This is a genomic window from Bradyrhizobium sp. USDA 376 (assembly GCF_054063675.1).
On the sequence record NZ_JBSSGN010000001.1, the window covers coordinates 2,451,296 to 2,477,275 of the forward strand.

At 64.9% G+C, this 25,980-nt stretch carries 21 protein-coding genes and 1 pseudogene; 12 read left to right on the top strand and 10 right to left on the bottom strand.

What is annotated here, in order from left to right:
• Positions 1-78: 78 nt before the first annotated feature.
• Entirely contained in the window at positions 79-1,197 is a 1,119-nt protein-coding gene (gene hppD, locus ACVJ19_RS11550; protein WP_453949033.1) for a 4-hydroxyphenylpyruvate dioxygenase, read from the bottom strand.
• A 121-nt stretch (positions 1,198-1,318) separates the two neighbouring features.
• Between hppD and ACVJ19_RS11555 the strand changes: the two genes are divergently transcribed.
• Together ACVJ19_RS11555 and ACVJ19_RS11560 are read left to right on the top strand one after the other, a co-directional pair.
• Positions 1,319-1,798, top strand: coding sequence for an Lrp/AsnC family transcriptional regulator (locus ACVJ19_RS11555; RefSeq protein WP_453949032.1), 480 nt, complete (start codon positions 1,319-1,321; stop codon positions 1,796-1,798).
• Between the two features lie 75 nt (positions 1,799-1,873).
• Entirely contained in the window at positions 1,874-2,185 is a 312-nt protein-coding gene (locus ACVJ19_RS11560) for a DUF1272 domain-containing protein (protein ID WP_453949031.1), read from the top strand.
• A gap of 203 nt (positions 2,186-2,388) precedes the next feature.
• On the opposite strand, the gene ACVJ19_RS11565 is transcribed toward ACVJ19_RS11560, so the two are convergent.
• From ACVJ19_RS11565 to ACVJ19_RS11590, 6 genes are all read right to left on the bottom strand, one after another.
• Entirely contained in the window at positions 2,389-3,639 is a 1,251-nt protein-coding gene (locus ACVJ19_RS11565) for an IS110 family RNA-guided transposase (RefSeq protein WP_453948482.1), read from the bottom strand.
• A 330-nt stretch (positions 3,640-3,969) separates the two neighbouring features.
• A complete protein-coding gene (fahA, locus tag ACVJ19_RS11570; RefSeq protein WP_453949030.1) occupies positions 3,970-5,241 on the bottom strand; it encodes a fumarylacetoacetase in 1,272 nt (423 codons plus the stop codon).
• 160 nt (positions 5,242-5,401) lie between these two features.
• Positions 5,402-6,748: a homogentisate 1,2-dioxygenase gene (gene hmgA / locus ACVJ19_RS11575; protein ID WP_453949029.1), complete on the bottom strand. Its 1,347-nt coding sequence runs from the start codon at positions 6,746-6,748 to the stop codon at positions 5,402-5,404.
• Positions 6,749-6,750: 2 nt separating this feature from the next.
• Complete coding sequence (locus ACVJ19_RS11580; protein ID WP_453949028.1) at positions 6,751-7,707, bottom strand: MBL fold metallo-hydrolase; 957 nt, start codon at positions 7,705-7,707, stop codon at positions 6,751-6,753.
• 18 nt (positions 7,708-7,725) lie between these two features.
• Complete coding sequence (locus tag ACVJ19_RS11585; protein WP_453949027.1) at positions 7,726-7,950, bottom strand: DUF2783 domain-containing protein; 225 nt, start codon at positions 7,948-7,950, stop codon at positions 7,726-7,728.
• 8 nt (positions 7,951-7,958) lie between these two features.
• Positions 7,959-9,575: an FAD-dependent oxidoreductase gene (locus ACVJ19_RS11590; protein ID WP_453949026.1), complete on the bottom strand. Its 1,617-nt coding sequence runs from the start codon at positions 9,573-9,575 to the stop codon at positions 7,959-7,961.
• A gap of 110 nt (positions 9,576-9,685) precedes the next feature.
• Between ACVJ19_RS11590 and ACVJ19_RS11595 the strand changes: the two genes are divergently transcribed.
• Both ACVJ19_RS11595 and ACVJ19_RS11600 read left to right on the top strand, forming a co-directional pair.
• A complete protein-coding gene (locus ACVJ19_RS11595; protein ID WP_453949025.1) occupies positions 9,686-10,228 on the top strand; it encodes a MarR family winged helix-turn-helix transcriptional regulator in 543 nt (180 codons plus the stop codon).
• A 93-nt stretch (positions 10,229-10,321) separates the two neighbouring features.
• Positions 10,322-11,032 (top strand): class I SAM-dependent methyltransferase, encoded by a 711-nt coding sequence (locus tag ACVJ19_RS11600; protein WP_453949024.1) that lies wholly within the window; start codon positions 10,322-10,324, stop codon positions 11,030-11,032.
• A 172-nt stretch (positions 11,033-11,204) separates the two neighbouring features.
• Here ACVJ19_RS11600 and ACVJ19_RS11605 read toward each other — a convergent pair whose 3' ends face one another.
• Positions 11,205-11,549: a YciI family protein gene (locus tag ACVJ19_RS11605; protein WP_453949023.1), complete on the bottom strand. Its 345-nt coding sequence runs from the start codon at positions 11,547-11,549 to the stop codon at positions 11,205-11,207.
• A 158-nt stretch (positions 11,550-11,707) separates the two neighbouring features.
• On the opposite strand from ACVJ19_RS11605, the pseudogene ACVJ19_RS11610 reads away from it, so the two are divergent.
• Positions 11,708-11,797 (top strand): annotated as a pseudogene (locus ACVJ19_RS11610) (MarR family winged helix-turn-helix transcriptional regulator); the annotation flags it as partial.
• A 237-nt stretch (positions 11,798-12,034) separates the two neighbouring features.
• Here the strand turns inward: ACVJ19_RS11610 and ACVJ19_RS11615 are convergent.
• Positions 12,035-12,841, bottom strand: coding sequence for an N-acyl homoserine lactonase family protein (locus ACVJ19_RS11615; protein ID WP_453949021.1), 807 nt, complete (start codon positions 12,839-12,841; stop codon positions 12,035-12,037).
• A gap of 381 nt (positions 12,842-13,222) precedes the next feature.
• On the opposite strand from ACVJ19_RS11615, the gene ACVJ19_RS11620 reads away from it, so the two are divergent.
• The 5 genes from ACVJ19_RS11620 to ACVJ19_RS11640 all read left to right on the top strand — a co-directional run bounded on the left by ACVJ19_RS11620 (position 13,223) and on the right by ACVJ19_RS11640 (position 20,047).
• On the top strand, positions 13,223-14,755 hold the full coding sequence (locus ACVJ19_RS11620; protein ID WP_453949020.1) for a caspase family protein: 1,533 nt from the start codon (positions 13,223-13,225) through the stop codon (positions 14,753-14,755).
• Between the two features lie 147 nt (positions 14,756-14,902).
• Positions 14,903-15,574, top strand: coding sequence for an OmpA family protein (locus ACVJ19_RS11625; protein WP_453949019.1), 672 nt, complete (start codon positions 14,903-14,905; stop codon positions 15,572-15,574).
• A 158-nt stretch (positions 15,575-15,732) separates the two neighbouring features.
• The gene (locus tag ACVJ19_RS11630) at positions 15,733-16,662 is read left to right on the top strand and encodes an efflux RND transporter periplasmic adaptor subunit (RefSeq protein WP_453949018.1); all 930 of its coding nucleotides are present in this window, start codon (positions 15,733-15,735) and stop codon (positions 16,660-16,662) included.
• Positions 16,662-19,811, top strand: coding sequence for an efflux RND transporter permease subunit (locus ACVJ19_RS11635; protein WP_453949017.1), 3,150 nt, complete (start codon positions 16,662-16,664; stop codon positions 19,809-19,811). Before ACVJ19_RS11630 ends, ACVJ19_RS11635 begins: the two co-directional genes overlap by 1 nt.
• The gene (locus ACVJ19_RS11640; RefSeq protein WP_453949016.1) at positions 19,811-20,047 is read left to right on the top strand and encodes a DUF4926 domain-containing protein; all 237 of its coding nucleotides are present in this window, start codon (positions 19,811-19,813) and stop codon (positions 20,045-20,047) included. The genes ACVJ19_RS11635 and ACVJ19_RS11640 overlap by 1 nt, the downstream gene beginning before the upstream one ends.
• Before the next feature lie 6 nt (positions 20,048-20,053).
• Here ACVJ19_RS11640 and ACVJ19_RS11645 read toward each other — a convergent pair whose 3' ends face one another.
• Positions 20,054-20,728, bottom strand: coding sequence for a Crp/Fnr family transcriptional regulator (locus tag ACVJ19_RS11645; RefSeq protein WP_453949015.1), 675 nt, complete (start codon positions 20,726-20,728; stop codon positions 20,054-20,056).
• A gap of 236 nt (positions 20,729-20,964) precedes the next feature.
• On the opposite strand from ACVJ19_RS11645, the gene ACVJ19_RS11650 reads away from it, so the two are divergent.
• Together ACVJ19_RS11650 and ACVJ19_RS11655 are read left to right on the top strand one after the other, a co-directional pair.
• Positions 20,965-23,019: an AsmA family protein gene (locus ACVJ19_RS11650; protein ID WP_453949014.1), complete on the top strand. Its 2,055-nt coding sequence runs from the start codon at positions 20,965-20,967 to the stop codon at positions 23,017-23,019.
• A 215-nt stretch (positions 23,020-23,234) separates the two neighbouring features.
• Positions 23,235-25,685 (top strand): adenylate/guanylate cyclase domain-containing protein, encoded by a 2,451-nt coding sequence (locus tag ACVJ19_RS11655; RefSeq protein WP_453949013.1) that lies wholly within the window; start codon positions 23,235-23,237, stop codon positions 25,683-25,685.
• Positions 25,686-25,980: the final 295 nt, after the last annotated feature.

The window sequence follows — 25,980 nt, forward strand, 5'->3', positions numbered from 1 at the left end:
CTTCTTGGGGTAATGGGTCCTGGCTTTCGCCAGGACGACGACTGTGTTTGATGCCACAGCGTACCCAACAACGGCAACCTACGCCGCGTTCCCCACCTTCAACACCCCGCGCCGGATCTGGTCTTCCTCGATCGATTCGAACAGGGCCTTGAAATTGCCCTCGCCAAAGCCGTCATCGCCCTTGCGCTGGATGAACTCGAAGAAGATCGGGCCGATCGCATTCGCCGAGAAGATCTGCAGCAGCACCTTGGTCTGCCCGCCTTCGACCACGCCTTCGCCGTCGATCAGGATGCCGTTCTTCTGGAGCCGCGCGACATCCTCGCCATGCTTGGGCAGCCGCGCATCGATCTTCTCGAAATAGGTGCCGGGCGGCGACGGCATGAAAGGCAGGCCAGCCGCGCGCAGGCCCTCGATCGTGCCATGGATTTCGCGGCAGCCGCAGGCGATATGCTGGATGCCCTCGCCGCGATAGGTCTTGAGATATTCCTCGATCTGGCCGGAATCGCCGGCGTCCTCGTTGATCGGAATCCGGATCTTGCCGTCCGGGCTGGTCAGCGCGCGCGAGAACAGGCCCGAAGCGCGGCCCTCGATGTCGAAGAAGCGGATCTGGCGGAAGTTGAACAGCTTCTCATAAAACCCGGCCCAGACATCCATGCGGCCGCGATGGACGTTGTGGGTGAGATGGTCGAGATAGAACAGGCCGGCGCCGGTGGGCCGCGGATCGCGCTCCCCTAACCATTCGAACTCGGCATCAAAGGCCGAGCCCTTGGCGCCGTAGCGGTCGACCAGATAGAGCAAGCTGCCGCCGATGCCCTTGATCGCGGGAACATCGAGCGTCTTCTGCGCCGACGGCACGTCGGCGGGCTCGGCGCCGAGCGCGATCGCGCGCTCATAGGCCGCCTTGGCATCGACCACCCGAAAGGCCATCGACGGCGCACAGGGGCCGTGGGCGGCGACAAACTCATAACCGTGGGTGCCCGGCTCCTCGTTGACGAGATAGTTGATGTCGCCCTGGCGGTAGACCGTGATCTTCTTGGTTCTGTGGCGCGCGACGGGCGCATAGCCCATCAGCTTGAACAGCGCGTGCAGCTCGCCCGGATCGGGATGCGCATATTCGACGAACTCGAAGCCGTCGGTGCCCATCGGATTGTCGGCGCTGACGGTGGCCGGCGGTGCATCGTGCGGAAACGGACCCATGCTGCTCTCCCAAATTGCTGCCGGGAGGAACTATCCTTCATCGGACGCGCAAGGAGCGTGCAAACGGGACGCAGATTGGCTATCCTATGCACGATCCGTGCACCAATTGGACAAAACGCGCATGATCTCCGTGGATGCCTTCGACCTCAAGCTCCTGACCGCGCTGCAGGACGACGGCCGCCTCACCAACCAGGAGCTCGCCGATCTCGCCGGCCTCTCGGCGTCGCAATGCTCGCGCCGGCGGATGCGGCTGGAGGAGGAGAAGGTGATATCGGGCTATCACGCCGACCTCTCCAGCGAGGTGCTCGGCTTCGGCGTGATCGCCTTCATCCAGGTGGGGCTTGCGACGCACTCACCGGACAACTCAAAACGCTTCCGCGCGCTGGTGAACCGGATCGACGAAATCCAGGAGGCCTATTCGCTCACGGGCGATGCCGACTATGTGCTCAAGGCCGTGCTGCGCGATCTCAAGGGACTCTCCAACCTCGTCAACGATGTCTTGATGCCGCATCAGAGCGTGGCGCATGTGCGCTCGTCGATCGTGCTGGACAGGCTGAAGGAAAGCTCGAAGCTGCCGCTCAAGGAGATCAAGCCTGGCTGAAATCGAGGGAACTACGGCATTCGCGCTGCGCGCGCGGTCTGCGATGATCATGGCCTGACTTTCGGAGATCGAGCCATGGCCCTCCAGCTGCGACCGAACTGCGAATATTGCGATTGCGATCTGCCGCCGGACGCGACGAATGCGCGGATCTGCTCCTATGAATGCACGTTCTGTGCGGACTGCGTCGAGACAAAACTCTTCAACGTCTGCCCGAACTGCGGCGGCGGCTTCGCCCCGCGCCCGATCAGGCCGACGCAGGAATGGCGGCCGGGCGTCTGCACGACCAGGCAGGTGCCGTCGGACAAGCGGGTGCATCTGAAGTACAGCGTCGAGGATGTCGCGGCGCATTGCGCACGGGTGCGCGACGTGCCGCCGGAGAAACGATAGGTCCCGTAGGACCTCCTACCCGTGGTCAAGAGGTAGACGTCCTTGATGGGCGAGCATAGCGCCGTGCTCGCCGCCGTCCAGGACGCTTCGCGCCGGCGTTGCCGGTGCCGACGGCCTCCTGGACAGCGTCTGCGCGCGGCGCTGTGGCGATCGGCAGGTCGGGACGAAGGAATGGTCACACCGGCCGAACAAAGGAATGAGGCTCAGGCTTTAGTGGAGGTCCTTGCGCTATAGTCCGCCTCGTATGGGGTGTGTCGCTTGAGCGTCGTGCACAAGGCAAAGAGCAAGCGATCCCCTACAGTGCGCAGAGCACGCGCGTGGCCATGTCCTCGCTGTCGCAAGGCATCATAGCGTCGCCTGCTGGCCTCATCGTGTTGGATGGCGACCCGCGACCAGTGATGGACGGCGCTCTGTAGCCGCCTGTTGCAGGCGAGGCGACGGATCACGAAGCGTTGCTTGCCGCTTTGCCGCGTCACCGGCGCGGCCCCTGCCAAGGCGCGCAGAGCATGATAATCTCGCCTGCGCAGAGGCTCTGCGGCCTCGGCGAGCAGTGTGGCGAGATGGATCCTGCCGATTCCTGGCCAGGAGCGAAGGATCGTCACGTCGCACTGCTCCGAGCTCTGCCCCGAGGCCTTCTCCTCGCCTTCGATTGCGACGCACAGACGGTCCAGGTTCTGATGCGCCTCCTTGATCTGCTGATTGACCAGGTGCAGTCGTGCCGCCAAGCTGCGGATGTGTGCGCAGGCGGCCTCGGTGGTGCCGGGTGCCACGAACAGCGGGGCCTCGCGTAAAGTTTCAAGCACCCCCGCCGCATCAAGGCGGCGGATGCGATGGGCTTTCAGAACGCGTGCAATTGCCTTCTCGCTGGCCTTGGCCGCACGGGCCGGCGTCGGCACCATCTGCCAAAGCGCCAGGAACCATTCGTCAGCGACATCGTCGGTCAGCTTGGTGGCCTGCGGATAATATCGCCACAACTGCTTGCGCAGCCGGTTGGCAAGACGTGTGCGCTCCTGCTGCAGTTCGTCGGCCAAGCGCGACCACTCGCGCAGCTCGATCATCGTGGGATCGTCGACCACAAGCCGACGGAACGCCGCGCGATCCGTGCGGAGCGAAGCTCCGAGCACATGGGCATCGCGGCGGTCATCCTTGGCACCAGCCACCGTGAAGCGATCACGGAAGCGGTCAAGCTGCTTGGGATTGATCGCGAACACCGCAAACCCGTGTTCGAGCAACACCTCCACCACCGGGCCGTGCGGCATCTCGATCGCCACGGCGATCTGCCCCGGTGCGGCGTTGGTCTTCTGCAGCAGCCAGTCGCGCAACTCCGTCAGGCCCGCACCCTCATGGGCGAACTCGCAGTGAGCAACCTGTCTTCCTTCGGTATCCAGCAGGCAAACGCTATGGCTCTGCGTTGCCCAATCGATCCCGACGAACCAGCGTACATCTTCGAGCATTGTTGGGACCTCCTTGCTCTCAAAAAGCGGGCCACCGCGATCCTGATCGATCCCTGTACTGGCGCTCTCGGCGCGAACCTCCTACTGGATCTCGACCGCGGCCGCTCTGCCCGGGCGCGGCTCCTACGTCGGTGTTCAAGACACAGGTGGGCAAGGCTGCTCCCGGCGGATCGGCCCGTGTTCCAGTCTACACCTTCGACTGGATGCGAACCCCAAAAGGGTACAGGGTGGGCAAAGGCGCGTCGGCGCCGTGCCCACCATCTGCTTATGGTGGGCACGGCGCGCGAAGAGCGCGCCTTTGCCCACCCTACGGGACCGTCCCCGCGGCAATCACTCCCCCTCCAAAATCGTCCCCTCGACCTCGCCGAACCCGACGCGATAGCCGTTGCCCTGGCACCAGCCGCGCATGACGAGGCTGTCGCCGTCTTCCAGGAACGAGCGCCTGGCGCCGCCGGGCAGGTCGACCGGCTCGGTGCCGTTCCAGCTGATCTCGAGCAGGCTGCCGCGCTGGTTCTTCTCGGGGCCGGAGATCGTGCCGCTCCCTAAGAGATCGCCGACATTCATGGCGCAGCCGCTTGAGGCGTGGTGCATCAATTGCTGCACCGAGGACCAGTACATGTACTTGAAATTGGTGCGGCTGATGCTGGCGGGCGCGTTTGCGCCGGCGGCGCGCAAGGACACGTCGAGCTCGACGTCGTAGTTCTGCGGCTTGGTCTGCTTCAGATAATCGAGCGGGACCGGCTCCTGCTCCGGCCCTTTCAGGCGGAACGGCTCCAGCGCCTCGCGCGTCACCACCCAGGGGCTGATCGAGGTCGCGAAGGCCTTTGCCAGGAACGGGCCGAGCGGCACATATTCCCATTGCTGGATGTCGCGCGCGCTCCAGTCGTTGAGCAGCACGAAGCCAAAGATCATCTCCTCGGCTTGGCTCTCGGTCAGCATGCCGCCCATGGCTGAGGGCTGGCCGATCACGACGCCCATCTCCAGCTCGAAATCGAGCCGCTTGCAGGGGCCGAAGCTCGGCACATCCACATTCGGCGGCTTCAGCTGCCCGCGCGGGCGCTTCACCTTGGTGCCGGAGACCACGACGGTGGAGGCGCGGCCGTTATAGGCGATCGGCATATGCAGCCAGTTCGGCTGCAGCGCATTGTCCTTGCCGCGGAACATCACACCGACATTGGTGGCGTGCTCTTTCGAGGAATAGAAATCGGTATAGCCGGAGACCGCGAACGGCAGATGCAGTCTTGCATCGCGCATCGGCACCAGCGCCTGCTTGCGCAGTTCCTCGTTGTCGCGCAGCTCGGGATGATCGTGACGCAGCAGCTCGCTGATCCGTGCGCGCGTCTTCGTCCACACCTTCGGCCCCAGCGCCATGAAAGGATTGAGCGAGGCGCCAGAGAACACGCCGAGCGGGCCGACATCGAGCCGGGAATCCTGTTCCAGCTCCCAGAGATCGAGCACGTAGTTTCCGATCGCCACGCCGACCCGCGGCGTCGGATTGGCCGCGGTCGAGAACACGCCATAGGGCAGGTTCTGGATTGGGAAGTCGGAAGAAGGGTCGACCTCGATGAAGGAGCGGAGACTGGGGTCGTTGGGGTGGGGCATGCAAGTCTCCAATCATGTGGCCCGTCATTCCGGGATGGTCCGAAGGACCAGATCCGGAATCTCGAGATTCCGGGTTCGATGCTTCGCATCGCCCCGGAATGACGGGATAAGAGCAACATCGCATCGCCGGGGCGAACCCGCCGAGGACGAGTAATAAAGGCTACGGCTTGTTCGGATCGAAGCGCTTCTCCAGGCCCTTCCAGCAATCCGCGTAGTCGTCCTGCAGTGTCGAGGAGTTCGCCGCATGCGCGGTGACGCGCTGCGGGTAGCGGGTCTCGAACATGAAGGCCATGGTGCCGGTCAGCTTTACCGGCTTCAGCTCGCCATTGCTGGCGTGCTCGAAGGCATCGCGGTCCGGGCCATGCGGCAGCATGCAATTGTGGAGCGAAATGCCGCCGGGGACAAAACCCTGCGGCTTGGCGTCATAGACGCCGTAGATCAGGCCCATGAACTCGCTCATGATGTTCATGTGATACCAGGGCGGACGGAAGGTGTTGTCGGCGACCATCCAGCGCTCGGGGAAGATGACGAAGTCGATATTCGCGGTGCCCGCGGTCTCCGACGGCGAGGTCAGCACCGTGAAGATCGACGGATCGGGGTGATCGAAGCTGATCGCGCCGACCGGCGAGAACGCGCGCAGATCGTATTTGTACGGCGCGTAATTGCCGTGCCAGGCGACGACGTCAATCGGCGAATGCGGCAAGGTCGTCTTGAACAGCGCCCCGCCCCATTTCACGAACAGCTCGGTCGGCGTATCCTTGTCCTCGTAATTCGCGACCGGCGTCAGGAAGTCGCGCGCGTTGGCCAGGCAATTGGCGCCGATCGGACCGCGCTCCGGCAGCGTGAAGGCGCCGCCGTAGTTTTCGCAGAGATAGCCGCGCGCCGGCCCGTTCGGGATCTCGACGCGGAACTTGACGCCGCGCGGGATCACCACGATCTCGCCGGGCTCGGCATCGATGCGGCCGAACTCGGTGACGAGGCGAAGATTGCCCTGCTGCAGCACGAACATCAGCTCGCCGTCGGCATTGTAGAAGTGCTGATCCACCATCGATTTGGTGATGAGGTAGACATGCGCGGCCATGCCGGCCTGCGTGTTGACGTCACCGGCCGTCGTCATGGTCTGCACGCCCTGAACGAAGGTCACGTCCTCCTTCGGCAGCGGCGTCGGGTCCCAGCGCAGCTGCGCGATCGGCAAATCATATTCTTGGCACGGCGCCGAGCGCCACAGCCCGGCATCGACCTTCTCGAAGCGGCCGGAATGCTTCACCGAGGGACGGATGCGGTAGAGCCAGGAGCGCTCATTGGTGCCGCGCGGCGCGGTGAAGGGCGAGCCGGACAATTGCTCGGCATAGAGCCCGTAGGCGCAGCGCTGCGGCGAGTTGCGTCCGATCGGCAGCGCGCCCGGCAGCGCCTCGGTCTCAAAGCTGTTGCCGAAGCCGGACATGTAGCCCGGCGTGACCTGGGCCGAGCTTCGGACGATCTGATCAGGCGAGGTATTGATGTTCATGACTATCCTCCTCCTTGCAGGGCAGCCCACATTTCCTGGTCGCGCTTGTCGGTCCAGATCACGGGGTCGTCGATCCCCGACGCCTCGTCATAGGCGCGCGACACGTTGAACGGCAGGCAGTGCTCGTAGATGGCAAAACTGTGGAACTTTGGATCCATCACGTCGCGCGTCGCCGCCATGGATTCCTTCAGCGTGCGGCCCTTGGCGACCGAGATCTCGGCGGCGCCATAGAGCGAGGTGACAAAATCGCGCGTCATCGCGATGGCTTCGCGCACGGTGGCGGTGCCCTTCAGCGCATCGCCGCGCCCCGGCGCGATCGCCTTGGGATTGAAGTTGCGGATCTCGTTCAGCGTCAACGGCCACTCGCGCAAATGCGCGTCGCCGCAATAGCAGGCCGAATGGTATTCGATGAGGTCGCCTGAGAACATGACTTCGGCATCCGGCACCCATGCGACGATGTCGCCGGAGGTGTGGCCGGCGCCAAGCTGCATCAGGCGCACTTCGCGCTTGCCCAGATAGATCGACATCTCGCCTTCGAAGGTCAGCGTCGGCCAGGTCAGGCCCGGAATGCTTTGCGCATCCTGGAACAGGCGCGGGAAGCGACCGTATTCGGAATCCCAATCCTGCTGGCCGCGCTCCGCGATCAGCCGATGGGTCTCCTGCGAGGCGACGATGCCCTGCGCCTTGTAGGCGGAGGCCCCTAACACGCGCACGGCGTGATAGTGCGACAGCACGACATATTTGATCGGCTTGTCGGTGACCGTGCGCACACGCTCGATCACCTTGTTCGCCATCGCCGGCGTTGCCTGCGCATCGAACACGAGGCAGCCGTCGTCGCCGACGATCACGGCCGTATTCGGATCGCCCTCGGCGGTGAAGGCGTAGAGATCGGTGCCGATCTCGGAGAAGGTGATCTTCTTTTCGGAGAGATCACCGGTGGACGCGAAGTTCTTCACCATCAATTCGTCCTTACGAGGTTATTGTTGTTGCTGTTGTTGCTGCTGACCGTCGATCATGCGGCGCCTGGCGAGCCCGATCGCCTCGTGCAGCACATCGATGTCGCCGATATGGTTGGCGAGGATCAGCACCAGTGCCGCGTCGAAATCGGCGCTCTGCTCCTCCGTGAGACCGCGATGCGCCTCGACGATGGCGCGGAAGGCGTCGTCAGGGCGTACGAAGTTGGAGCTGGTGGAGAGCGGCATGCGAAACCTCAATTCAAGCCTTGAGCCCGCGACAGCGCGGCCGCAACTGCCTCGCGCGTCGGATGGCGGAAGCGCGCGGCGACATAGCCATCGGGCCTGAGCAGATAAGTCGTCCCCGGCTCGGCGTCATAGCGCTTTGCGACGAGGCCCAAAGGATCCGCCGGTCCGCCGGCGGCGCCGACGCGGATATCCCTGACGCCGTCAGGCGCATCAATCGCGGCGCCATTGCTGAACGACAGCAAGGTGAAGTCCGTTCCACCCTTGCGGAAGGCGTCCGTCAGATAGGCTTGATCGCCAACGGGGGCGTCGAGCATGGAACAGCCGGGACAGGGCCCACCGGCCCATGCATCCGCATCGCGCGACGACAGCGGCGTATCGTAGCTGCAGGGCACCGAGAGCCGGCCGCCATTGACCATGCGCTTGCCGAACTCGGTCTCCTTGGCCAGCGACAGCACCGCCTTGCGCAGCCGCGCCTCCTGATGCGAGTTCGGCGCCATGAAGTCGGTCGAGCGGGTGGATTCGCGGATGTTCTCGTCGGCGGCCATGCTGCGTTCGACGTGGTAACTCTCCAACAGGCTCGCGGGCGATTTGCCCCGCAGGACGCGATCGAGCTTCCAGGACAGGTTTTCCGCGTCTTCAAGTCCCGAATTGGCACCCCGCGCGCCGAAGGGCGAGACCTGATGCGCGGAATCGCCGGCGAAGATCACGCGGCCATGGATGAAGCGGTCCATCCGCCGGCACTGGAATTTATAGAGCGAAATCCACTCGAACTCGAACTTGTCGTGGCCGAGCATGCGCGCGATCCGCGGCCGCACGTTTTCGGGCTTCTTCTCGACAACGGGATCGGCATAGCGATTGAGCTGGAGGTCGATGCGCCAGACATCGTCGGGCTGCCGGTGCAGCAACGCCGAACGCCCGGCATGGAACGGCGGATCGAACCAGAACCAGCGCTCGGTCGGAAATTCCGCTGTCATCTTGACGTCGGCGATCAGGAACTGGTCCTCGAACACCTGGCCCGCAAATTCCGCACCGACCATCTGCCGCAGCGAAGACCGCGCGCCGTCGCAGGCGACAACATATTGCGCATTCAGGCGATAGGCGCCCTCCGGCGTTTCGATCGTCAGCATGGCGGAATCGTTGCGCTGCTCGAGCGCCGTCACCTTGTTGCGCCAGCGCAGGTCGATCTCGGGCAGTTCGTTGATGCGATCGACCAGATAGGCCTCGGCGTAATATTGCTGAAGATTGATGAAGGCCGGCCGCTTGTGGCCGTCTTCGGGCAGCAGATTGAACTGGTAGAGCTGGGATTCGCCGTGGAAGATCCGGCCGACGCTCCATACCACGCCCTTGTGGACCATGCGGTCGCCGACGCCGAGCCGGTCCCAATATTCCAGCGAGCGTTTCGAGAAGCAGATCGCGCGCGAGCCTTCGCCGATGCGGTCGGCATCATCCAGCAGGACCACGCGCTGGCCGCGCTGGGCAAGGTCAATCGCCAGCGACAGGCCGACCGGGCCGGCGCCGACGATCACGACCGGATGCTCCGCGGGGCCTGGGCCGGGGCGGTCCTGATCGGGGTGGCGGCGATAGCCGAACTGGGTTTTGGCCTGATGCGTATTGGCCGGCGCCATACACTAACCTCGGCTCTGGTCAAAAGAGGACTGATCTGCTAGATAGTCTCACGTGCAACTATTTTGGACCGGAGCCGGCCGGCCGTCAACTGGAAATCGGAGCGCTCTCCTTGGCGAGGACATCCAGCGACATCGCGCTGAAGACACGCGACCCCGGCGAGGCTTCGCCGCGACCGAAGGCACGGCTCGATCTGTTCAAGTTCGTGCCGTTCCGTCTCAACCGGCTGGCGGCGGAGGTGAGTTCCGCGCTCGCGGTCGAATATCAGGAGCGCCACGGCCTCGACATTCCGGCCTGGCGCGTCATCGCCACGCTCGGCTTCCGCGTTGATGCCTGCAGCGCGCAGTACATCTCGCAATGCACCCGCACGCACAAATCCACCATCAGCCGCGCGGTGACCACGCTGCTCAATGAGCAACTGATCGAGCGGGTCGAGAACGAAGCCGACCGCCGCGAATTCCGCCTGCAACTGACGAAGAAGGGACGTGCGCTTTACGAGGAGCTGTTCCCGCAATTGCTGCGGCGTGAAGACGAGATCCTCGCCTGCCTCTCCACACAGGAGCGCAAGCAATTGTCGACATTGCTCGGCAAGATCGAACAGAGTCTCGATCTGATCCAGACCAGCGAAGAGGCGGATGCGAAGCAGGCGTATTAGGGACTCATAGAGGCGCGGACGTCGGCATTTGGGGTCCGGTTGAGGAAGCTTGGTAGGCCCGTGACGGCACTGGCGTACATAGCGATGCTTCTTATGGCGTTTGCCGCAACTCGCGCATACGCCGCTGACATAGGTTATCTGGCTCCCCCCGGAGTCGCTGCAAACGAGTTTCCTTCACCGCAGCGCCCTGTTGCACGGATCGTCAGCCCACGCCGCGCCGCCGAAGAGCGCCGCGACGCCCTCAATGAGGCCGGTCAAATCGCAAATGTTCTTGAACTGAAACCAGGCATGACAGTCGGCGACATTGGAGCAGGCAGTGGCTACCACACGGTCAGGCTCTCCCGCCTCGTCGGACCCGCCGGCTCTGTCGTTGCCCAGGACGTCACGCGGGATTACCTCATCGAACTCGCCAGGCGAACAGAACTTCTGAAGTTGACGAACGTGCAATTCGCGCTCGGCGAACCACACGACCCGCGTCTACCCGCTTCCTCGCTGGATGCCGCAATCCTCGTGCACATGTATCACGAGATAGCCCAACCCTATGCCTTCCTCTACAACCTCGCGCCCGCCTTGAAGCCGGGTGCGCGGGTCGGAATTGTCGATCTCGAGCTTCCGACGTCGAAGCATGGCACGCCAATTGAGCTCTTGCGCTGCGAATTGGCCGCCGTCGGCTATCGCGAGGTCGCCACATATAAGCTCGCAGGGGACGGAGGATATTTGGCGGTATTCTCTCCGCCGGAGCTAGCGGCTCGAAAATCTCCCCGCGATATCGTTGCTTGCCGGAATCCTGCCGGCGCTCGTTGACACCACGCCAGCCGCCCGTCTCAGAGGCTGAACGTGTCCGAAGAGAGGTCAGACCGGAAGTCGCCGACTGAGACTCAAACCGGCGCTTTTGACCCAAACCAGTCATTATGAACGACGCGAAACGTTCCGTCATTTGACCTCAGCGTCGGTTCGGCCCCATGTCCTGCAGTCGTCATACATGGAGTGGTCGGACCTCTTGTGGCCAGCCACAAGCCGTTGCGATCTTGCCGGCCCAAAACTTTGCGGACTCCTGATTGGAGACATCGACGACGGTGAAGCCACCGAGATACTCGGGGACATTGGAATACCGACCTTCGCCGAAGTGCAGTTCGCCGCTGGTCTCGTCAGCACTGAAAGCCTTGCTCAGGTCTTCATCTACTCCCGCGGCGAAGATGAGCACGCCCGCCTCCTTCATCTCCGCTACGACTGCCCTGACCAACGGCCCACGGGACTGAAACCACTCTTCGGAGTGATCACCGACCCATTGCTGGTTGAAATAGATAATGTAGTGCGTCATGTAATCTCCTGTTATCTTCGGCCCGAAGAACACGCTTCCGTAGACCATCGGCATTTCGCATGTTCCGCTTATGGCCCGACTCGGACCTCCGGCGATGCTCGTTTGCGCGCTGCTTTCAGGAGCACAACGGATATCAGGCCCGGCTGATCTGAGCAGCAAGAGCGCTCTCAGCCTTGCTCAGCAAATTCGAAGCGAGCCTCGATCTGATCCAGACCAGCGAAGAGGCGGACGCGAAGCTGGCGTACTAGTTGATCCTCATGGTGAGGAGGCGCGAAGCGCCGCGCCGCCCAAAACTCAATCGTCGTCCCGGACAAGCAGAGCGAAGCGAGGCGCAGATCCGGGACCCATAGCCACAGGGAGATGTTTGGCGAAGACTCGGAGTTGCCAGCTCGCGCGGCGACGCCTCCCTGGGGTTATGGGTCCCGGATCTACGCGCGCTTTGGGCGCGCTTGTCCGGGACGACGAGCATGGGCGGGCCTTCACCGTCACTTCGCAAACGATCGCGTCGGCGGCAGGTGCAGCGCCCAGACATCGACCTTGTCGCTGGCGCGCGGATAGATTTCCGTGACGATCGGATCATGGCCGGGGATGAATCTGTCAGGATGGCCGGCGAGGCGCTCGATCGTTTCCCAGCCTTGCGCCATGTCGCCGACATTGTAGACGATCGGGAACGGGCTGCGGCGCTGGAGATTGGCGTAGTAATGCGCGGCATCTGAGGCCAGCACCACGGACCCGCGCGCGGTCTCGACCTTCACCACCTGCAAGCCGTCGGAATGGCCGCCGACACGGTGCACGGTGACGCCCGGCGCGACCTCGCCGTCGCCCGAATAGAAGGTGACGCGCTCGCCATAGACATGACGCACCATCTGCGTGACGTGCTCGACCGAGAATGGATGTCGCAGCAGTCCGTTGCACATGCAGCGCCCCGTCGCGTAGGCCATCTCGCGCTCCTGGAGATGGAAGCGCGCATTCGGGAAGCGGTCGAGATTGCCGGCATGGTCGTAGTGCAGATGTGTCACGATGACGTCGCGAATGCTCGAAGCCGCGACGCCAAAGCGCTCCAGCGCATCGACCGGATTGAGCGTCAGCTTGCGCGCCCGCGCGCTCGCCTCCTCGGCATTGAAGCCGGTATCGACCAGGATGTCGCGTCCGTCACCGCGGATCAGCCAGACGAAATAGTCGAGATCCTGCGCCGCGCTGTCATGCGGATCGGGCGCAAGAAAGTTCATGCTGGGGGTGCGCGGCGACATCGTCGCGTAGCGCAGGGCGTAGATTTCGTAGACGTTTCCCATGGCTCTTGGCTTTGCTTCTTTTGAGGGGACCTGAACGAGCGGACGCACCAAGCCATCGTCCGCCGCAAAGGTCAAACAGCTGAGGCCGCGACAACCGCGGGCCTGCAATGTGAGACCAATCACATTTTCGTCGCCATGACTCCCCTAACATCACTGCTGCATGGCCGCTGCAATGCCCAACCAGATCGGATCGAACACAAACATGACAGTCCGTTCATTCCGCTACCGGCGCGACCCTGCGTTGCGGTCAATCGTCGCGATAATGCCGAATCTCCAAGAGGTTGACGCCCCCTCCCCCCGGTTTGATAATGCATGGAGCGTAAGTTAAGGTCGCCGCGGCGCAAGCTGGAACGGCGCCTTTTTGGCTGGACCGCGCTGATTATGAAAATTCGCTTTCTTTTCCTTCTCCCTTTGCTCGTTTCGCTCGTCCCGACTGCGCCATCCCTGGCGGCCGGCGACCGCCATGCGCTGGTCATCGGCAACGCCAAATATCCGGATGCGGATGCTCCGCTGAAGGAACCGCTCAACGATGCGCGCGACATGGCCGACGAGCTCAAGCGCGACGGCTTCTCGGTCGAGATCGGCGAGAACCTGACCGGCGACGGCATGCGCCGCGCCTTCGACAAGCTCTATGGCAAGATCAAGCCGGGCTCGGTGGCGCTGGTGTTCTTCAGCGGCTTCGGTATCCAGTCGGCGCGCCAGAGCTACATGCTGCCGGTCGATGCGCAGATCTGGACCGAATCCGACGTGCGCCGCGACGGTTTCAGCCTGGAGACCGTGCTCGGCGAGCTCAACACGCGCGGCGCCGGCGTCAAGATCGCGCTGGTCGATGCCTCCAGGCGCAACCCGTTCGAACGCCGGTTCCGCAGCTTCTCGGCCGGCTTGACGCCCGTCATCGCGCCGAACGGCACGCTGGTGATGTATTCGGCGGCGCTGGCCTCGGTGGTCTCGGACGCCGGCGGCGAGCACAGCCTGTTCGTGCAGGAACTGCTGAAGGAAATCCGCGTCCCCGACCTGATGGCCGAGGAGACGCTGAACCGCACCAAGATGGGCGTCACCCGCGCCTCGCGCGGCGAGCAAGTGCCGTGGATCTCCTCCTCGCTGGCCGAGGATTTCTCCTTCATTCCGGGCGCCGCCGGGTCGCGCCCGACGACAACGACGACGGCGCCCCCGCCGCCTGCGCCGCCCGTCGTCGCCAACAACCCGCCGCCGGCACCGCCCGCGCCGCCGTCACCCCCGGCGCCCTCGAAGCCGGCTGAGACGGTTGCAGCGCCTGCCCCTCCGCCACCGCCCGCACCGGCTCCGTCACCGAAGCCGCAGGTCGAGGCCGCCCTGCCCCCGCCGCCCCCGCCGGCAAAACCGGTCGATCCCGCGCCCGCGCCGAACGCGGATAGCGGGCCGAGTGCGGCCGTCCTGGCGGAGGATCCCACCATCAAGGGCCTGACGGCCAAGATCGCGGCCAATCCGGATGATGTGAACGCGCTGTACCGGCGCGGCCAGGTCTATGCCAGCAAGGGCGCCTACAACCTCGCCATCAAGGATTTCGACGACACGCTCCGGATCAATTCGAAGGATGTCGAGGCGCTGAACAACCGCTGCTGGACCCGCACCGTGGTCGGCGACCTCCAGGGCGCGCTGAAGGATTGCAACGAGGCGCTGCGGCTGCGGCCGAACTTCGTCGATGCGCTGGACAGCCGCGGGCTCGTCAACCTGAAGTCGGGCGCGGTCAAGAACGCGATCGCCGATTTCGATGCGGCCCTGAAGATCAATCCGCGCCTGACCTCCTCGCTCTACGGCCGTGGCCTCGCCAAGCAGCGTAACGGCTCCGCCCAGGAAGGCGCGCTGGACATCGCCAATGCCAAGGCGATGGATCCGAACATCGTTCAGGAATTCGCAAGCTACGGAGTCCGCTAGTATTTTTTTGGGTTCAGGCAGCAGACGCCTCGAACCCTTGGCGGCCCACGGAAGACTAACGGTCGGATGCCGCAGGCGGCCTTTCCCGGGGGGCCCATTGCACGAATTTTGGAACCGCGCGGGTTCGCTGCGCAGGAGGGACTAGGTATGAGATTGGCTGCAAAGGGACTGACCGCAATCCTGTCCATCATGGCCATCGGCGCGACGCTGTCGCTGCCGACCGCACCCGCATTCGCCGCCGATGACGGCAACAGCAAGAACGTCACCGAGGACGAGATCCTCCGCGCGCTGGCGCCGCCGGCGAAGAAGCCGCTGACCCGCGGCCTCTCGATGGCCCCGCAGGCCGATCCCGCGCCGAACGCGGCGGAGACCAAGCTGATCCAGTCCGTGCGCGGCCGCTCGACGCGCTCGCTGTCGTCAACCGAACGCGAGGAGATCGCATCGGTCGCCAAGGACAAGCCGAACATCGATCTCGAGATCACCTTCGACTACAACTCGGCCAATATCAGCGCCAAGTCGATGCCTTCGGTGCAGGCGCTCGGCCGCGCGCTGACCAGCCCCGACCTCAAGGGCTCGACCTTCGTGGTCGCCGGCCACACCGACGCCGCCGGCGGCGAGGCCTACAACCAGGACCTGTCGGAGCGCCGCGCGGATTCGATCAAGCGTTACCTGGTCGAGAAGTACAGCATCTCGGCAACCGACCTCGTCACCGTCGGCTACGGCAAGAGCAAGCTGAAGAACCCGGGCCAGCCCATGGCCGAGGTCAACCGCCGCGTGCAGGTGGTCAACATGGAAAACAAGACCACTGCATCGAAGTAAGTACGGCGTAATCCTTTGCAGTGACCAATCGTGATGTGGTGTAAAGTCTCGCGTCCAAAGCGCGTCCCGCAGCCTTGCGGGACGCCGCTTTATTTCAGGGAAATGCTCTTCATGGGCCTCGTACGGACGGCCGTGAGCCAGGCCAGGATGATCCGGCGATGAACCTCTCCGAATATCTCAAGCCAGCCGGAACCGTGGCCTTCGTCGTGGCCCTCGGCGTCGGCTATTATCTGTTCGAGCATCGGCGCCGCCCCGAGGCGAAGGAGACGCCGAGCACGGCGCTCGTCATCGTGACGAAGTCGACCAATGCCTGCTTCTCCGACCTCGTGCGGGTGACCGGATTCTTCGTGCCGCGCCGCGAAGCGGTGGTCGTCGCCGACCAGGAAGGCTCCAGGGTCACCGACCTCTTCGTCACTGAAGGTACTCTGGTCACCGACAACCAGGAGCTGGCGCGCCTGACCGCGCCGCCGCAGATTCCGGGCCAGCCGCAGCGGCCGGGCCCGCAAGGTCCGATCTCGCTGAAGGCGCCTGCGCCGGGCCTCGTCACCGAGGTCCGCACCATCGTCGGCGCGCCCGCTTCGCCGCAGGCCGGGCCGATGTTCCGCATCGCCGTCAACAACGAGATCGAGCTCGACGCTCAGGTTCCGGCGGTCCACATGACCAAGCTCAGCCCCGGCGCGACCGTGCGCATCAGCCGCGACGACGCGCCCGACCTGATCGGACGGGTGCGGCTGGTCGCGCCCGAGATCGACCGCACCACGCAGCTCGGCCGCGTCCGCATCAGCGTCACCAACAATCCCTCGCTCAAGGTCGGCGTGTTCGCCCGCGCCTCGATCGACGCCAAGCGTAGCTGCGGCGTCGCGGTCCCCAAGACCGCGATCGACCATCTCACCGTGCAGGTCGTCAAAGGCAACACGGTCGAGACGCGCAAGGTGCGGGTCGGACTGTCGTCCGACACCGCGACCGAAATCCTGGAAGGGCTCGACGTCGGCGAAATCGTCGTGGCCGACGCCGGCTCTTCGCTCCATGACGGCGACCAGATCAAGACCATGTTCGCCGATGAACTCGATCGCACGCGGGTACGCTGATGGCTCTCAATATTTCGGCATGGTCGATCCGTCATCCGCTGCCGTCGGTCGTCTTTTCGATCATTCTTCTGGTGCTCGGCTGGACATCCTTCGTGAAGCTCGCGGTGACGCGGCTGCCCTCGGCCGACATCCCCGTGATCTCGGTCGCGGTGTCGCAGTTCGGCGCAGCGCCCGCCGAGCTCGAATCCCAGGTCACCAAAACCATTGAAGACGCGGTGTCCGGCGTCGAGGGTGTCAGACACATCACCTCGCAGATCACCGACGGCTTGTCGCTGACCACCATCCAGTTCGCGCTGGAGACCAACACCGACCGCGCGCTCAACGACGTCAAGGACGCCGTGACGCGCGTGCGCTCGAACCTGCCGCAGAACGTCACCGAGCCGCTGATCCAGCGCGTCGACGTGATCGGCCTGCCGATCGTCACCTATGCCGCGATCTCGCCCGGCAAGACGCCGGAGCAGCTGTCCTATTTCGTCGACGACGTGGTCAAGCGCGCGCTGCAGGGCGTGCGCGGCGTCGCCCAGGTCGAGCGCATCGGCGGTGTCGAACGCGAGATCCTGGTCTCGCTCGATCCCGACCGCCTGCAGGCAATGGGACTGACGGCGGTCAATGTCAGCCAGAGCCTGCGCGGCACCAATGTCGACGTCGCCGGCGGCCGCGCCGAGATCGGCAAGAACGACCAGGCGATCCGCACGCTGGCCGGCGCCAAGACGCTGAGCGATCTCGCCGGCACCATGGTCCCGCTGTTCGGCGGCGGCGAGGTGCGGCTCGACGATCTCGGCACCGTCACCGACACCATCGCCGACCGCCGCACCTTCGCCCGCTTCAACGGCGAGCCGGTGGTCGCGCTCGGCATCAAGCGCTCCAAGGGCGCCAGCGACGTGAAGGTCGCCGCCGCCGTGCAGAAGCGCATCGATGCGCTCAAGGCCGCCTATCCCGACGTCGACCTCAAGCTGATCGACACCTCGGTCGAATACACCAACGGCAATTACGAAGCGGCGATCTCGACCCTGTTCGAGGGCGCCATCCTCGCCGTCGTCATCGTGCTGCTGTTCCTGCGCGACCTGCGCGCCACCATCATCGCCGCGATCTCGCTGCCGCTGTCGATCTTCCCGGCGTTCTGGGCGATGGACCTGCTCGGCTTCTCGCTCAACCTCGTCAGCTTCCTCGCCATCACGCTGTCGACGGGTATTCTGGTCGACGACGCCATCGTCGAGATCGAAAACATCGTCCGGCACATGAACATGGGCAAATCGCCCTACCGTGCCGCGCTGGAAGCGGCCGACGAGATCGGCCTCGCGGTGATCGCGATCTCGCTCACCATCATCGCGATCTTCGCGCCTGCGAGCTTCATGTCGGGCATCGCCGGGCAGTTCTTCAAGCAGTTCGGCATCACCGTCTCGGTGCAGGTGTTCTTCTCGCTGCTCGCCGCGCGCTTCGTCACGCCGGTGCTGGCCGCCTACTTCCTCAAACATGGCCATCACGAGGAGCCGCCGCCCGGCCGCATCTTGCGGTCCTATCATGGGATCGTGGCCTGGTCGGTGAAGCACTATTTCATCACGGTGCTGATCGGCCTCGGCATCTTCGCCGCCTCGATCTGGAGCATCACGCTGCTGCCGCAGGGCTTCCTGCCGGCCCAGGACAGCGCGCGCTCGCTGCTGGCGCTCGAGCTGCCGCCGGGCACCCAGCTCGCCTACACCGAGAAGGTCACCGAGGACATCGTCGCGCGGCTGCGCAAGCGGCCCGAGGTGAAGAGCATCTTCGTCGACGGCGGGCGCGTTCCGCCCGGCACCCAGGAAGTCCGGCGCGCCGCCCTGATCATCAATTACACGCCCAAGGCCGATCGCGACATCACGCAGCGCGAGCTGGAATTCTCGATCAGCCAGGAGCTGGAGAACATTCCGGACATCCGCTTCTGGTTCCTCGACGAGAACGGCCTGCGCGCGATCTCGCTGGTCGTGACCGGCGTCGATGCCAACATCGTCAACAACGTCGCCAGCGAGCTCGCGACGCAGATGAAGCGGATTCCGACCATCTCCAACGTGATCTCGGAAACCACGCTGGAGCGGCCCGAGCTGCGCATCGAGCCGCGCGCCGATCTCGCCGCCCGCCTCGGCGTCTCCACCGAAAGCCTGTCGCAGACCATTCGCGTTGCCACCATCGGTGACGTCGGGCCGGCGCTCGCCAAGTTCGACGTCGGCGACCGCCTGGTGCCGATCCGGGTGCAGCTCGAGGACGCAGCGCGCGGCAATCTGAAGACGCTCGAACAATTGCGGGTGCCGCTCGGCGAGCGCGGCGAGAAGGGCGGCGTGCCGCTCTCGGTGATCGCCGACGTCAAGCTCGACCAGGGCCCGACCAGCATCAACCGCTACGACCGCGAGCGGCAGGCGACCGTCGCGGCCGACCTCGTCGGCTCCGCCGCACTCGGCGACGCCACCAAGAAGATCTACGACCTGCCGGTCATGAAGACCTTGCCGAAGAGCGTGAAGGTCTCACCGTCCGGCGATGCCGAAAGCCTGAACGAGCTGTCCGACGGCTTCGCTACCGCGATCACGGCGGGCCTGATGATGGTCTACGCGGTGCTGGTGCTGCTGTTCGGCACCTTCCTGCAGCCGATCACCATCCTGTTCTCGCTGCCGCTCTCGATCGGCGGCGCGATCGCGGCCCTGCTCATCACCGGCAAGCAGCTCACGACGCCGGTGTGGATCGGCATCCTGATGCTGATGGGCATCGTCACCAAGAACGCGATCATGCTGGTGGAGTTCGCGATCGAAGCGATCCGCGACGGCAAGCCGCGCGAAGATGCCATGATCGACGCCGGCATGAAGCGCGCCCGCCCGATCGTGATGACCACGATCGCCATGGCAGCCGGCATGATGCCGAGCGCGCTCGCGGTCGGCGCCGGCGGCGAATTCCGCTCGCCGATGGCGCTCGCGGTGATCGGCGGCCTGATCTTCTCGACCATCCTGTCGCTGGTGTTCGTGCCCGCGATGTTCATGGTGATGGACGATCTCGGCGCCCTGATCTGGCGTTTTGGAAAGCGCCTGATCGTGCACAGCGAGGATGCGGAAACCACGAAGCATCACGGGGCTGCGCCGGCGGAGGCGGGGCCAGCGCCGAAGAACATCGTGCATCCGGCGGCTGAGTGATGAGTGCTGCAAATAGCGAGGAAGATCGGACACCGCGAGCACTGGACGTTGTCGCATTGCTCGCAAGCCTTCCGGAACACCGGTTGGCGCGAGGAAACGTCGGCACAATCCTCGAAGAGCTCGACGACAAGACCGTGCTCGTCGAATTCAGCGACGACGATGGGCGGCCATATGCCGTCGCCCCGTGCCCGCGATCTGAGTTACTGACGTTGCACTACGTGCCGGAAGCGGCCTAGCCACCTCTACTCGTTCCGCGCGATCGCCGTCAGCTTGGTCATGTTCCGCAGCAATATCCGGCCGCGCTGGAGATCGAGGATGGCTTCCTTGCGCCAGGCTTGGAGCTGGCGGTTGACGCTCTCGCGGGCGGCGCCGACGAAGACGCCGAGCTGCTCCTGCGAAATGTGCACCTCGGAGCCGAAATCGGCGGCGAGCGCGCACAGCCGCCGCGCGAGGCGCACCGGCAGCGGCTGCAGCATGGACTCCTCCATGCGCTCGCTCTGCCAGCGGATGCGCTGGCAGAGCAGCGCGATGATCTTGATCGCGACCCTCGGCTCGCGCTCGAGGAAGCCGAGGAAGTCTTCGCGCCGCAGCACGAACAGCTCGCTGACCTCACCCGCGGTCGCGTCCGCCGTGCGGTCCTGGCCGTCCAGCACCGCGACCTCGCCGAACAGGTCACCCGGCCCCATGAAATTCAGCGTCAGCCGGCTGCCGTCCGAGGCGCCGGTCTCGATGCGGACCTGGCCGCGGCGCACCCCGAACAGCGCGTCCCCGGGGTCGCCCTTCTGGAACAGCACCTCGCCATTCGCCAGATGCTGGGTGTGGCAGAGATTGGACAGGCGCTGGAGCTCGTCCGCGCCGAGATCGGCGAACATCGGGTTCATCTTCAGGATGACCGCAAATTCGGCCTGTTTGCTCATTTGAACGTCCTTGTGAATTTGCTTGTCAAATTTCGCCGGCAAACCGCTTGGAACCATCAGCATCAGGATCGCGTAAAATCGCGCCGGAGAAGTGTGTCATAAGTCACATAACTTTGCAGCACCCCCTGACTATTTTTGATCGCTTGGAGCCGCTTCCCGTCCGGGGATAAACTCACGCGCAAGGGACGGGTAAGCGGCCGGTTTCGGCGCCGTTCGTCCGTCGTTGGAAAGTCGACATGAGAGCAGTGAAATTCGCCGGCGCCGCGGTCGCCGCCGTCATCATCGTGATCGCGCTTCTGCTCGTGGTCGGAATCCCCTCGGGCTTCCTGACCTCGACAATTGCCTCGCGCGTCGAGAGCGCGACCGGCTATCGCCTCTCGATCGACGGCACCACGAAGATCAGCCTGTGGCCGACGCTGAATGTCACGCTGAACGACCTCACCCTTGCCGACCCCAAGGACCGCAGCGGCATCACCCGTCTGACGATCGACAGCGTGCAGGCCGACATGTCGCTTTCCAGCGTGTGGTCGGGCACCCCTGAGATCCGCGAGCTCATCGTCACCCATCCCGTGCTCTACCAGCCGCTGCTGCGCGAGCGCCTGCCCAATGCCGGCGCCGCGACGAAGCCGATCGCGCTCGACACGGCCGGGGCGACCATCGACCGCGTCAAGGTCACCGATGGCGAGGTCGCATTCGCGCGCCTGCGCGACCGCGTCGAGGGCCGCATCAGCGCCATCAACGCCGACGCCGTCGTCGGCCGCGACCGCAAGGTTGACATCACCGGCACCGCGCGGGTCGGCGATCACCCGACCAAGTTCGACATCAAGGCGACGGCGCCGACGCCGCCGGCCGAGCGGCCGACCGTTCCGGTGGATTTCGCCATCGACATGCCTGACGTGCTGAAGTCCCAGCTCACCGGCCATGCCGAGATGCGGCTCAATGGCGATGTCGTGATGATCAACGGCGTGAGCGGCAGGCTCGGCGACGGCGCCTTCAACGGCTGGGCCTCCGTCGACATCGCGAGCAAGCCTCTGGTCAAGGTCGATCTCGATTTCCAGCGCCTCGCGATCCCGCTGGCGAAAACGCCTGACGGCGTGCCGGGACGGCCCTGGAGCAATGCGCCGATCGACGTGTCCGGGCTCAATTACGTCGATGCGCAGTTGCGGATCTCCGCGAACGAGGCCGTGATCGGCGATGCGCGCCTTGCGCCGCTGGCGCTCGATGCAAAGCTCGCCGGCGGCGTGCTGAAGGTCGGCACCGCCAATCTCGGCGCCTATGGCGGCCAGGTCTCGGGCGAGGTGATCCTGGATGCAACCACCGGCGCGCCGAGCTTTGCGATGCATTCCGACCTCGTCGGCGTGCGCGCGCTGCCGCTGCTCCAGGGCCTCGCCGAATTCGACCGGATCGACGGCAAGCTGCAGGCCAAGCTCGCTTTGCGCAGCGCCGGCACCAGCCAGCGCGCGCTGATGGCGAACATGCAGGGTACGGCCTTCGTCAATTTCCAGGACGGCGCCATCCGCGGCATCAACGTCGCGCAGATGATCCGCTCGCTGACCACGGGCACGCTCTCCGGCTGGCAAGACAACCAGAACAGCAGCCAGGAGCAGAGCACGGATCTGTCGCAGCTCTCGGCCTCCTTCCGCATCGACAAGGGGCAGGCGGTGACGACCGATCTCAACCTGATCGGGCCGCTGGTGCGCGTCACCGGCGCCGGCACCATCGCGCTTGATACCAAGATGATGGGCTTTCGCGTCGAGCCCAAGCTGGTGATGACGACCGAAGGCCAGGGCCGCACCTCCGACCCGGTCGGCTTCGGCATCCCCGTGATGATCCAGGGCAGCTGGTCGCAGCCGAAGATCTACCCCGACATGGCCGGCATGCTCGACAATCCCGACGCCGCCTATGCCAAGCTGCGCGAGATGGGCAAGGGCCTGTTCGGACCTGACGGCGCCGGGCTCGGCAACATCCTGGGCAGCCTCGGTCTCGGCGGCGCCACCACGCCCGGCGGCGGCAACGCAACCGGCAATACGAATCCGCAAGCCCAGCAACCGGGGCAGAACAATCTGCTCGGTGGCCCCCTCGGCGAGGCGCTCGGCAATCTGATCCAGCAGGGGCTCTCCAGTGGCGCCGGAGCAGGAGCCAGCACCGGCCGCAGCCGCGGCCTGCCGGCAACGCCGTCGACCCCGGCGCCGCAGGCCTCGCCCGCGCCCCCCGCCCCGGACGACCCGCCGGTGGCGCAGCAGGACAGTCAGCCGATGAACGACGTTCTGCGGCAGCTTTTCAATCGATGAATTCACGCCGATCCCCTTACATCGGCCTCTCCATCTGCTGCCTCCTCCAAACGGATGAGGCTGCGACAATTCACCACCCTTCGACCCGTCCCGGCGTCGACAACGGGTAACCACGCCGGCGGTCCACCCGTCCGCCGGCCCAAATTGTGCTAGAAGGGCCATTGGGCTGCACGGCCCGTAGCGCGCACCGTCAATGGCGGCGCGAGAGGATCCGGATGGCTGGGGCGAACGACAAGACACGGTTTCTGCGCGAGGGCCTGTTCGCCAAATACGTCGTCTCCCTCGTCGGCCTCGTCGTGTTCGTGCTCGCCGTCAACGGCGCGATGGAGACCTGGATCTCCTACCGCGCCACCAAGACGCAGCTGACCGGCGGGCTGGAGGACAAGGCGCAAGGCGCCGCCCGGCGGATCGAACAGTCGATCTCCGAGCTCGAGCGCCAGATCAGCTGGGTGACGCGGGCGAGCCAGGACACGCTCGAGAAGCGCCGCGCCGACTACGCCTCGCTGCTGCACCAGGTCTCGGTCGTCAACCAGCTGTTCCAGCTCAACGGCGACGGACGCGAGGTGCTGCGCGTCTCGCGGCAGTCGACCACGACCGGTGGCAATGCCGACCTCTCCCGCGACATGCGTTTCACCGACACCGTCGCGCGCGGCGTCAGCTACGCGCCGGCCTGGTTCTCCGACCGGACCCCGTTCATGTCGATCTCGGTGGCGCATTCCGGCTTCAACGCCGGCGTCACGGTCGCCGAGATCGACCTCAGCTTCCTCTCCGACTTCCTGTCCGACGCGCAGGTCGGCAAGGCCGCCTTCGCCTATGTGGTCGATCCGCGCGGCCGCGTGCTGGCGACATCAGCCAAAGGCCCCGATATCGGCAAGGATTTGTCGAAGCTGCCGCAGGTGGCGGCCGCGATTTCGCCCGGAGGCGCGCCCGAGACGTCAGGCACCGACTTCAACGGCCATGCGGTGCTGTCAGCCGCAAGCACCGTGCCGAAGCTCGGCTGGAGCGTGATGTTCGAGCAGCCGACCACGCAGGCCTTGACGCCGATCCGCGACCAGCTGGTGCGCATCGCGCTTCTGATCGGCATGGGCCTGATGGTCGCGATCCTTGCCGGCACGCTGCTGGCACGCCGCATGATCATCCCGATCACGGCGCTGCGCGACGGCGCGCACAAGCTCGGCGAAGGCGATTTCAGCCATCGCATCGACGTGCACACCTCCGACGAGCTGGAAGATCTCGCCGGCCAGTTCAACCGCATGGCGACGCAACTCCAGGAGACCTATTCGAGCCTGGAGACCAAGGTCGAGGAGCGCACCCGCGATCTCGCGCAGTCGATCAACGAGCTCAAGGTGCTGGAAGAGGTCGGCCGCGCGGTCTCCTCCTCACTCGATCTCAACGCCGTGCTGCCCACGATCGCGGCCCGCGCAATCGAGATCACCCATGCCGAAGCGGTGCTGATCTACGGCTATGACGCCGAGGCGCGCCGCTTCAACCTGGTGGAAGCGGGCGGCATCGACAGATCAGCCGAGGGCGCCCATGTCACCATCGACGAAGGCGACAACATCCTGAGCGATGCCGCCAGAAGCGGCGAGCCGATCGCGCTTGCCGATCTCGACCATGCGGCCGGGCAGCCGCTGCGCGACGCCGCGATCGCTGCCGGCTTCCACTCGGTGCTGGTGGTGCCGCTGGTCGACCAGCAGGGCACGCTCGGCTCGCTGGTGGTGCTGCGACGCCCCAGTGGCGAGTTCGCCGACAGCATCATCGGCCTGATGCGCACCTTCGCCAACCAGGCCGTGCTGGCGATGCGCAATGCGCAGCTGTTCACCGAGGTCGATCACAAGAGCCACGCGCTGGAGGCGGCGCACGAGACCGTACGCGCCCAGGCCGACAAGCTGCGCGTCCAGACCGAGCAGCTCAAGGACTGGAACAAGTCGCTGGAGGAGCGCGTCAAGACCCAGCTCGGCGAAATCGAGCGCATCCGCAAGCTCGAGCGCTTCCTGGCGCCGCAGGTGGCGCAGCTGATCGCCTCCTCCGACAGCCCCGAGGGGCTGCTCACCAGCCAGCGCCGCGAGGTCACGGTCGTGTTCTGCGACCTGCGCGGCTTCACCGCGTTCACGGAAGCGACCGAGCCCGAAGAGGCGATGAACGTGCTGCGCGAGTATCACGCCGCGCTCGGCAAGCTGATCTTCAAATATGAGGGCACGCTCGACAAATATGCCGGCGACGGCGTGATGATCCTGTTCAACGCGCCGATCCAATTCGAGGACCACACCCAGCGCGCGGTGAAGATGGCGGTGGAGATGCGCGACACCATCGGCCCGCTGACCGAGCGCTGGCGCAACCGCGGCCACAGCCTCGGCTTCGGCATCGGCATCGCGCTCGGCTATGCCACGCTCGGCCAGGTCGGCTTCGAGCAGCGGCTGGAATATGCCGCGATCGGCAGCGTCACCAACCTCGCCTCCCGCCTCTGCAGCGAAGCCAAGCCCAACCAGATCGTCGTCAGCCGCCGCGTCTACGGCATGGTCGAGCCCTGGGTCGAGGCCCGCGCACTCGACGATCTCCAGCTCAAGGGATTCAATCACCCGGTGCTGGCGATGGAGATTTTGAGCTGGCGCGAGGAAGTGGAGAATGTGGTGGATGCTGCTGCGGCGGCGCGAAGGAGGGGGTGAGTTCGCGATCTCCCTCTGGCCTTTGAGGCGACCAAAACCACCCCGAGTCGTCCTGGCGAAAGCCAGGACCCATACCGCGGAATCTATCGAGCGCGGATGGTCCTGGTACCGACGAACAATCTTCGCCAAATTTCTCTCTGGGGTAATGGGTCCTGGCTTTCGCCAGGACGACGGCGAGAATTGTGGCGCGACAATTACCCCGCCTCCCCCACGAACCACATCTCTCCTCCCTGCGACTAACCATCGCCTCAACGGCGAGGCGGATTTCGTGGGAGACGACCTGTGGCCTTTGCCC